We start from the raw sequence: 9969 nt of genomic DNA on the forward strand, positions 1-9969 counted from the left end.
TTTAAAAGAGCAAGTTCTATAATTTTAGGAAAACAAGGACGATCAAAATCGCAATTAGAACGATTGTATTTTTAGCATGCCTTTCTCGGCTGGATGCCCCTTATGAATGATAAATTTTTCATTTTTAGTGAATTTGAGCTTATTTATAAGATCAAATCCTAAATTATTTAATTTTTCGTTATTGAGAATCTCAACAAGTTTGGAATCGTGAAAATCGTTGCCTCATTCACGCTCTTGATTTTGAAAAAGGTTACATGCTTTTAGCCTTTAATCCCAGCCGTCTCATTGGCGTATTTAACCATTCTGCATGAAAACCCTTATCGTTGGAGCCAATGGACGGGTAGGTACTTTGTTGAGCGGGAAAATGTGGGCGGCTCATGATTTTTCTCCCGTCGCTCTTATTCGGGATTCTCGCCAACAAACCAAGTTTACTGCCCTGGGTCTGCCATCGGCAGTGGGCGACCTGGAGGCGGGCATTGCCGATTTCTTGCAAGGTATGGATGTGGTGGTATTCACGGCAGGTTCGGGTGGACACACCGGTCCGGAAAAAACTATCGATGTCGACCAAAACGCCGCAGTTCGTTTGATTAAAGATTGTAAAAAGCAAGGGGTTCGCAGGTTTGTAATGGTCAGTGCAATAGGTGCGGATCCCACCAGCGACTCTCCCCGTATTCAGCACTACCTTAGGGCCAAGGGGGTAGCCGATGGTGCCCTGCGCTCATCGGGCCTGGATTACATCATTTTGGCACCTGGTACATTGCTGGAGGAAAAAGGCACGGGAAGAATAGATGCAGCCGAGGAATTAGGGTATCACGGATACCTCCCTCGTGAGGACTTGGCCGATTGTATTATTGAATCCTTGCGAAATTATAATTGCGTGGGAAAGACCATTGAACTTGTAACGGGAGGGAAGAAAATTAAGGATGCCATTGCCTTTGCTGCTGGAGGTGATGCCCAACCCGCCATATTGTGAGTAACATTTCCCCTTTCATTCTTGAGGCTTAAGGAAAAATTGATATTAAAAAGGTTCAATTCCCCTTATTAAAGAATTGAACCCTTATTCAGCAGATCTAGATTCACGCCGGCTCCCCGAGGAGCCTTTTTTTTGATTTTTTACTGAGTCCATGCCTAGAAGAAACGATATTGAACACATCCTGATCATCGGATCGGGGCCCATAATAATTGGACAAGCTTGCGAGTTTGACTACAGCGGGGCTCAAGCCTGCAAAGCTCTGCGTGAAGAAGGTTACCGAGTATCGCTGGTCAATAGCAATCCGGCCACCATCATGACCGATCCCGAATTTGCCGACGCGACTTATGTCGAACCGTTGACCGTGGAAAGCGTGACTAAGATTATTGAAAAGGAAAAACCCGATGCCTTGCTTCCTACTTTGGGTGGACAAACCGGGCTTAATCTTTCCCTTGATCTTTTTCATGCCGGTGTACTCGAAGCCAATGGAGTTGAAATGATCGGGGCTAAACCGGATGCGATCAAAAAGGGTGAGGATCGCGAACTATTTAAACAAGCGATGCTCAAGATCGGACTTGATGTCGCCCGTTCTTTTTCAATCAATTCTTTAGAGGAAGCCCGTTCCCATTTGGACGAGCTCGGAGATTTTCCCATTATTCTTCGCCCTGCTTTCACCTTAGGTGGAACCGGTGGGGGCATTGCATACAATCGCGAAGAATTTGATGAAATGGTGCAGAAAGGATTGGACGCATCTCCGGTCAAACAGGTGTTGATGGAAGAATGCCTGCTCGGATGGAAGGAATATGAAATGGAGGTCATGCGCGATTGTAAGGATCAATGCGTGGTCATATGTTCGATCGAAAATTTTGATCCCATGGGTGTACATACTGGAGATTCGATAACGATTGCTCCGGCGATGACCCTTTCGGATAAAGAATACCAGTTGATGCGTGATGCCTCCTTTGCCTGTATTCGTGAGATTGGTGTGGAAACCGGAGGTAGTAATATTCAATTTTCCACAAACCCGGAGAATGGCCGGATGGTGGTTATCGAGATGAATCCCCGGGTATCCCGAAGTTCTGCATTGGCCTCCAAGGCAACCGGTTTTCCTATTGCTAAGTTTGCCGCAAAATTGGCGGTCGGTTATTCGCTCGATGAATTACGCAACGATGTAACCAAGGAAACGCCTGCTTCTTTTGAGCCTTCCATCGATTATGTAGTCACCAAAATTCCACGTTTTACTTTCGAAAAATTTCCCGAAGCAGATTCCACCCTCACATCAGCAATGAAGTCAGTGGGGGAAGCTATGGCCATTGGTCGTACTTTTAAAGAGTCCTTTCAAAAAGCAATGCGCTCGCTTGAGATCGGTTTGAAAGGCTTTGAAGCGGGCAAACTTGCTGATCAGGAGCTTGATAAATCAGCTGTGCGTGCAGGAGTGAAGAGACCCTCTGCTGATCGTCCAATGTATTTGTACAAAGCCTTGGATATGGGAATGTCAGGGGAGGATATCTCCAAACAGTCGGGTATTGATCCATGGTTTAGTTCCCAATTGGAAGAACTCCATGCTATCGGGAAATACTTAAGTGGAACGAGCTTGGAGGCAATTGATGAGGAGTCCTTGCGCCAGGCAAAAGAGGCCGGTTTTTCGGATCGTCAGCTTGCAGATTTTTGGAATTGTGAACCCTCGGAGGTCAGAAACAGAAGGGTATCACTCGGGATTGAGACCACTTTTCGTTTGGTAGATACTTGTGCCGCTGAGTTTGAAGCCTTTACCCCTTACTATTATTCCTCCTATGGGGATGAAAATGAGATTAAAAAATCAGATAAGAAAAAGATCATGATTCTCGGTGGAGGACCCAATCGAATCGGACAGGGGATTGAATTTGATTACTGCTGTGTGCATGCCTCCTTTGCCCTGAGAGAAGCGGGTTATGAAACAGTGATGGTGAATTCCAATCCCGAGACGGTTTCCACTGATTATGATACCTCTGATCGTTTGTATTTCGAACCTTTGACCATGGAAGATGTACTCGAGGTTTATCATCAGGAAGAATGTGATGGAGCCATTGTTCAGTATGGCGGGCAGACTCCACTCAATCTTGCCAGCGGTTTGCAAGCTGCCGGAGTAAATGTCATTGGGACATCTCCCGAGAGCATTGATCTCGCCGAGGATCGTGAAAAATTTAAGCGAATCCTGGAAGAAATTGGATTAAAACAACCTCAGAACGAAACCGCAATGCATCCAGATGAGGCTGGGGAAAAGGCTGCCCGTATCGGGTATCCTATTTTGCTCCGTCCATCCTTTGTACTGGGTGGGCGTGGAATGTTCATCGTTTATGACGAGGATGAACTAAGCGGGGTGGTCAAGGAAGCCTTTGCGGTTGCTCCGGGTAAACCAGTTTTGCTCGATAAATTTCTTGAAGAAGCGATCGAACTTGATGTTGATTGTATTTCTGATGGCGAAACCACCGTGGTTGGTGGTATGCTTCAACATATTGAATTTGCCGGTGTGCACAGCGGAGATGCGGCCATGGTTTTGCCCCCACATGATTTGGAACCATCGATGATCGAAGAGGTGAGGCAGGCCACTCATGCCCTGGCTGATGCACTAAAGGTGATTGGCCTAATGAATATACAATTTGCCATCAAGGGTGGAGAACTCTTCTTGATCGAAGTAAACCCCAGAGCTTCACGAACCATACCATTTGTGAGTAAGGCAATTGGGGTTCCTCTGGCCAAGCTTGGAGCCCGGGTAATGGCGGGTGCAAAACTTAAGGACCTTGGATTTACTGAGGAAATTACTCCTAAACACTGGGCGATTAAGGAAGCGGTTTTTCCTTTTAGTAAATTTCCAGGATCTCCCATCGTGCTCACTCCAGAGATGCGCAGTACGGGAGAGGTAATGGGGCAGGATGAAGATTTTGGAATTGCATTTGCCAAGACTCAGATGGCGGCCAAACCTTCTTTACCAATGGAAGGAAATGTCTTTCTCAGTGTTAAAGACTCTGACAAGCCAAAGGCATTGGAAATTGCCAAGGGTTTGCACGAACTCGGTTTCAAGTTCTACTCCACCGAAGGCACAGCAAAATTTCTAAATGAAAACGGGATCGAGGCGGAAACCACTCTGCGTATTAGTGAGGGGCGTCCAAATGTGGCAGACTTGATCAAGAATGGAAAAGTACAAATGGTCATCAATACCCCCCTTGGCTTGATTCCAAGGCGTGATGAAAATGGGATACGTAGTGAAGCCGTTCTTCATGGCGTTCCGGTCATTACCACACTTGGTTCGGCAGACGCTGCCCTTCAGGGTATCCGTTCTATTCGGGGAAAGAAGTTTTCCGTCAAATCTCTTCAAGAGTACCACCCCTCGTGAATCCATCTGTTATTGCCCTGCTTCATGGTCCGGATCAACCCGGGTTAGTTGCGCGGACTGCCAGTTGGATACATCAGAGGGGAGGTAATGTACTCCATGCAGATCAACACCTTGATCGGGATGAAAATATTTTCTTCCAACGGGTGGAGTGGCAGCCAGGCACTCCCCATTCCCTCGAAGAAGAAATGGAATTGTTTGAGGATTTGGTAAAGGGAGAATTCGGTATGAAGGTACGCCTGACCAGGAGCGATTACCGACCCAGAATTGCTTTGATGGTCAGCAAAGCAGATCATTGTTTTCATGATCTCGCCCTGCGTCAACGGGCTGGTGATTGGAATGCTGATTTGGTGGGAGTCCTCTCCAATCACGAAGTCCTCGAACCGGTGGCTCAGTCTTATGGTTTGAACTATGTTTGTCATTCCGTGACTAAAGAAAACAAGGCGGATGCCGAGGCCAAACAACTCACCTGGCTTGCTGATCAACAAGTCGACCTGCTCATTCTTGCTCGTTACATGCAGGTATTAAGTCCTGATTTTTTGAATAAAATTGCCTGTCCGGTCATAAATATTCATCACTCTTTTCTTCCCTCCTTTGCCGGGGCTAAGCCCTACCATCAAGCCCATAAGCGCGGGGTGAAACTCATCGGTGCGACTGCACACTATGTCACTGAGGATCTCGATGAGGGACCAATCATCGAACAGGATGTGGCTCGGGTAAGTCATCGTCATGGAACCAAGGAATTAATTGAGCGTGGGCGCGATCTCGAAAAACTCGTGCTTGCGGTTGCGGTCCGTCGCCACCTGCAACATCGGGTGTTGGTATACCGCAATAAAACCGTTGTTTTTGATTAATCCTTTTTTTTAATTTTAATGGAGTTCAATATCGAAGCGTTTCTCTGGTATGCCTTAGCGGCGGATTGCTCGTTTGCTTTTACCGTCAGTTGGTTTTTGAAAGACTGGTACGATTCTTCTGTTCCAAGTATTGCTAAGCATTTTCCTGCTACGAAGGCTTGGAGTATGGTCTACCTAGTACTTACCCTATGGTTAGGTTTTGCCCTCATGCGGGCGGGTGTTTTGCCTTGGTAGGAGTGTCCTAGATAAAATATTAGATCTCATTCTTTCTTCAAATAATGGATATCCTTGATTTTATGTGTTAAGTTTAGTTTAAATACATAAAAGCGAGAACCCGATGAAGTTAGAAGAGTTACCTAAAAGCACAAGTGAAGTGAGAAAGTTTTCAGATGGCAACACCCTCCTGACACTTTGGTTTGATGGTCCGAAATGCAGGAGTATGGAGGTTGTTTTTGATATACAAGCCAATGAAACCGTTTTGTTTTGCAGCAACCAAAAGCAACATTTCTACAATACGCGAAAGGAGGTCCGCTATGGTTATGAACTTTCTGAAGTGGCAGTGAATTTCCAAAACCCACCCTTGGGAAAAATTACCCTTTTAAAAAGGTCAATTAGCCACCTAAACGAAAGACTAAGGATGGGGATTTTCAACTTACTGAGACCGATTGAAGGAAGGGTTGAAGTTCTCTAATTGTCTTTGGACAAGTCAGCGTACTCCCAGTAACGATTCAAAATACGAAAACTGGGGCACAAGTTGGTAAAAGGCCTCGATTGATTGGAATTAGGCGAGCACTCCCTTGGCACATTTCCCAATTCCGTCCTTCGTGGCGTAAAACGGTCGTTTTTCAACCTCGTATGCGGTTTTTGGATTGATCCCCATCAAAGTAAAAATAGTCGCGTGCAAATCCTCGATTGATAAAGGATTCTTAACCGCCATGAGCGGACGTTCGTCGGCAGTCTCTCCATACACATGACCTTGTTTCACTCCACCTCCCCACATCATAATGCTGGAACCTCCAGTAAAATGACGGTGCAATCCGTACTGTTTCATTTCCTTGAGATTGTCGGTACGGGCTCTTGATTGATCGGGTGCAGTGGAACCGGGTACACCTTCAATCATCATATCCCGGCTAAATTCGCTCGCGAGAATGACTAGGGTACGGTCGAGCATTCCCCGGGCTTCAAGATCAAGAATCAATTGTGCGACCGGTTGATCAATTTCTTTTTTCATGCGAGTGGCGGTGGTGTGCCCATTTTCATGAGTATCCCAATTGAGAAAGGGTACATATTCGGTGGTGACCTCAACAAACCTTGATCCCTGTTCCACCAGCCTGCGGGCGAGTAGGCAACCCTGCCCAAATCGGGAGTCGCCATATTTATTAGCCGAATCTTTTGGTTCACGGGTTAGATCAAAAGCATGTTTCTCATCCGATTGTAAAAGCCTGTGGGCGGCTTCCATCGAACGGATCATTGATTCTCCCTGGAAATCGCTCATGTTTTCGCGATTTGGGTTTTGGTCTAGCAGACTTTTAAAATGTTTGTAACGGTTGCTAAATCGCCCTGGTTCCATTCCTTTTGGGGGTTGCACAGACTGCACCGCCTGCTCAGGAAAAGGCAGGTTCATTGGACCATGCTCAGATCCAAAAAATCCCGCCGTGGTAAATGCTTTTAGTTCTTCTTTTTCGCCCACGCCTTCAAGCCGCTGCCCAATATTTATGAAAGGTGGGACGACCTCATTTTTCGGACCGAGTACCTTGGACATCCACGCCCCTAAATGTGGTGCTGCCACTGTGATTGGGGGAACATAGCCGGTGTGCCAATGGTACTGGTGGCGGGAATGCAGGATTGCTCCCAGGTCGGGCTGGATAGCGGAACGGATTAAGGTTCCACGGTCCATAACCTGTGCGATGTTTTCGAGACCCTGAGAAATTTTTACCCCATCGACATTGGTATCAATAGCCGGAAATGTACTAAGGATTTTTTTTACTTCCAACCCGTCCTCGTAGGGAAGGTAGGTTTTGGGGTCGAAGGTATCGGGTGATGCCATGCCACCCGCCATCCAAATAACAATACAGGAATCTGCACGAGCTTGGGGGTGAGGGATTTGTTCGTTTCCCCAAAGACTGGTGCTTGGTGCTGCGAGAGCAGCCGTGGAGGCGAGGCCGAGTTGTTTAAGGAAATCCCGTCTTTGTAAGGCTTCAAAAGAGTTCATTTTGCTTAATCTATGGGTTAGCGAATAATTTGAAAACCGGGCTGCATAAAGACCATCCATAGCAAGTCTTCTAACCCCTGCTGTTCGGGTGAATTTTTGGTGACTGCAAGCAAGGTCTCTTCTTCATTGGGAGTTGGGTTGCGCCCGAGTGCATGGCGGTACAGCCAGTTGTGAATTTGCCCAGTGTTTTTAGATTTTGATAATCTCATTGCTCCCTCTTTGAGTGTGTCGGAGAGAATTTCCCCGTTTGCCAAATCGATTGCCTGTAGAGTTGTTAGAGAGGATGGTCTAGAAGTTACCACCTGGTCGCGGTGGGGTCGTCCAAGTGAACGCATGAGGAAATTATTGGCGACTAGAGATGCCCGTACCGGAGGCTCGGGTCCTGTTTTCCCATCCTGTATATCGCTGCTGTGTAAAACTTTGTTCCAGGGACCTTGTCCGTATTCCTTTTCAGTATGAGCAGTGGACCAATCTTTTTCAGGTACCTGGGCTTTCCAGTCAGGACCCGTTTCGATGACCTTTATTTTGTCTGTAAATTGTAAAACAAGCTGTCCCACAAACCCCATACTCCCACCAAACATTTCGGCCTGCACTTCTATGGTGTTTTTACCGGAATTAAAAAGATCAGTCTTCACCAGTTTTACCGGTTTTTGCCATACCTTGGATCGGGCGACTGACTTGCCGTTAATCGTGATGGAAAAGGCATTGTCACAAGTAGCAAGAATTCCAACTGCAACTGGTTGTTCGGAGAGAACTATTTCTTTACGAAGGTTGATTTTGGCTGCCCGTTCTTTCGTCCATATCCACTTGGCGTTAATTTTTTCAGGCCAAGCAAATTGTTTAACCTCAGTGGGCAAATTTCCTTTGTGGGCGTAACTTCTTTCAACTTTGGCGTTTGCATTTTGAGGGTGGCTTGAAGTTACCTGCCAGATTGAGTCCATCAATTGCTCCGCAGACATACGCTTTGGCAACGGCCCGTTGTATGCGTATTCCAAGCCTGGTTCCCCAGATAAGAGATCACTTTGTGAACGATAAGCGTGTGAGGTCATCACAAAGTGCATGAATTTTTTAAGGTCGTACTCATCTTTAGCGAAGCGGTTGGCCAGATAATCAAGAAGGTCTTCATTCCAAGGCTTTGTGTGCATTGCATCGACTGGATGAACAATTCCACGACCCATTATTTTGGCCCAAATACGATTTACTATGGTGCGGGTAAACCTGCCGTTTTCCGGGTGGGTCATTAAGCCAGCCAACTGCTTGAGCCGTTCATTCTTTGTCGCATTTTTATCGATTTGTCCCAGTTCTGGAAACATCCACCGGGCGGTAGCCATCTTACCGGTGGGAATATCGCACCTTTCGAGCTCGAGGGGCTTTTCGGAAAAGACCGCAGCCAGGTCATACGCTTCCTGTAGAGTCCAGCGATCAATAAAGCTGTCATGACAACTGGCACATTTCATATTAATTCCCAAAAAGACCTGGGAAACATTCTGGGCGAACTGCATGTTTCGGGTTTGGCTGGCATTGACGCTTCCACGCCATTTAATTCCGTTGATGAAGCCTTCTGATTCTTTGTTTACATCGATCAGTTCTCGGGTCATTTGGTCATAGGGCTTATTCTCACGAAGTGATCTATACAACCAGGTAGTGATTTGGGTACGTCCCTTAGTGATAAATCCAGTGCCTGTGTAGTCGTTGCGCAGTAAATCATTCCAAAAAGTAAGCCAGTGATCAGCATAGGCAATTTTCCGTTTGAGCAGGTCATCGACCAGTTCCTCGCTCTTTTTGTCAGATGTACTGTTCAAAAAGGCATCGCGTTCCTCCGGTGTGGGTAACAACCCAATCAGGTCGAGGTAGACCCGGCGGACAAAGGTCTCCTCGGGTGCCGCAGCGGGTAGGGGGACTTTCCGCATTGAAAGGTCTCTGTCGAGAATGCGGTCGATTGGATGGTCCCTACCTGCCTGAGCTGGGGGCAGAGTGACCACTCTTGGCTTAAGTTGGGGTTCCCAGCCGGAGCTGCCGAGGCGGATTTCCTCGGGCCATTCCATACCCTCCTTCACCCATTGGTGAAGAAGATGAACTTCTTTATCACTAAGTCCAGGTCCTTTGGGGGGCATGCGATCATCAGTATCATCAGTGGCAACCAGTTCGAGGAAATAGCTTTCATCGGGCTCTCCGGGCACCGCCACTTCTCCTCCCTCTCCTCCCGCAAGAAATTCTCCAAGCGTATTCAACGAGAGCCCCCCCTTTTTCTTTCCCTCTGTATGGCACTCTGCACAATTCTTTTTGAGAACAGGCATTATCTGATGCACGAAATCAATTTTACCTATTAAAGCAGGGCTCGATTGAAGCATAGCCAAAAGAATAAAGGCCTTGGGTGTTATGTGATTAATCATGCCTAAAACAAATGTAAGTAGAGAGGCGTTTCTTACGAGGCTAATTCCCAGGTACACTCAGAATATAGAGTTGGGCTAAGTCGGGTTGTTTTCTGTCACCTAAGTTGAAAGAGCATTTCCATCTCTTTCCATTGTTCATTGGCATTAGTCCCGGGCATGCGAATTTGACA

General features: G+C 46.8%; 7 protein-coding genes. 5 read left to right on the forward strand and 2 right to left on the reverse strand.

Annotated features, from left to right (window positions below):
- The first annotated feature begins 307 nt into the window (after positions 1 to 307).
- The 5 genes from ACKPQ4_RS04740 to ACKPQ4_RS04760 all read left to right on the forward strand — a co-directional run bounded on the left by ACKPQ4_RS04740 (position 308) and on the right by ACKPQ4_RS04760 (position 5885).
- A complete protein-coding gene (locus ACKPQ4_RS04740; protein ID WP_407680059.1) occupies positions 308 to 973 on the forward strand; it encodes an SDR family oxidoreductase in 666 nt (221 codons plus the stop codon).
- 151 nt (positions 974 to 1124) lie between these two features.
- Complete coding sequence (gene carB, locus ACKPQ4_RS04745; RefSeq protein ID WP_407680060.1) at positions 1125 to 4343, forward strand: carbamoyl-phosphate synthase large subunit; 3219 nt, start codon at positions 1125 to 1127, stop codon at positions 4341 to 4343.
- A complete protein-coding gene (gene purU, locus ACKPQ4_RS04750; protein WP_407680061.1) occupies positions 4340 to 5194 on the forward strand; it encodes a formyltetrahydrofolate deformylase in 855 nt (284 codons plus the stop codon). Before carB ends, purU begins: the two co-directional genes overlap by 4 nt.
- An 18-nt stretch (positions 5195 to 5212) precedes the next feature.
- Positions 5213 to 5428: a hypothetical protein gene (locus ACKPQ4_RS04755; protein ID WP_407680062.1), complete on the forward strand. Its 216-nt coding sequence runs from the start codon at positions 5213 to 5215 to the stop codon at positions 5426 to 5428.
- 103 nt (positions 5429 to 5531) lie between these two features.
- Positions 5532 to 5885, forward strand: coding sequence for a hypothetical protein (locus ACKPQ4_RS04760; protein WP_407680063.1), 354 nt, complete (start codon positions 5532 to 5534; stop codon positions 5883 to 5885).
- 90 nt (positions 5886 to 5975) lie between these two features.
- Here ACKPQ4_RS04760 and ACKPQ4_RS04765 read toward each other — a convergent pair whose 3' ends face one another.
- Positions 5976 to 7406: a DUF1501 domain-containing protein gene (locus ACKPQ4_RS04765; protein WP_407680064.1), complete on the reverse strand. Its 1431-nt coding sequence runs from the start codon at positions 7404 to 7406 to the stop codon at positions 5976 to 5978.
- Between the two features lie 17 nt (positions 7407 to 7423).
- Complete coding sequence (locus ACKPQ4_RS04770; protein WP_407680065.1) at positions 7424 to 9799, reverse strand: DUF1549 domain-containing protein; 2376 nt, start codon at positions 9797 to 9799, stop codon at positions 7424 to 7426.
- Positions 9800 to 9969: the final 170 nt, after the last annotated feature.

Origin of the sequence: Candidatus Chordibacter forsetii (assembly GCF_964187505.1) — a bacterium.
GTDB lineage: Bacteria > Verrucomicrobiota > Verrucomicrobiia > Opitutales > Seribacteraceae > Chordibacter > Chordibacter forsetii.

Coding starts and splice junctions, on each gene's coding strand:
- ACKPQ4_RS04765 (WP_407680064.1), bottom strand. CDS start 7,406: ATGAACTCTTTTGAAGCCTTACAAAGACGGGATTTCCTTAAACAACTC.
- carB (WP_407680060.1), top strand. CDS start 1,125: ATGCCTAGAAGAAACGATATTGAACACATCCTGATCATCGGATCGGGG.
- ACKPQ4_RS04755 (WP_407680062.1), top strand. CDS start 5,213: ATGGAGTTCAATATCGAAGCGTTTCTCTGGTATGCCTTAGCGGCGGAT.
- ACKPQ4_RS04760 (WP_407680063.1), top strand. CDS start 5,532: ATGAAGTTAGAAGAGTTACCTAAAAGCACAAGTGAAGTGAGAAAGTTT.
- ACKPQ4_RS04740 (WP_407680059.1), top strand. CDS start 308: ATGAAAACCCTTATCGTTGGAGCCAATGGACGGGTAGGTACTTTGTTG.
- ACKPQ4_RS04770 (WP_407680065.1), bottom strand. CDS start 9,799: ATGATTAATCACATAACACCCAAGGCCTTTATTCTTTTGGCTATGCTT.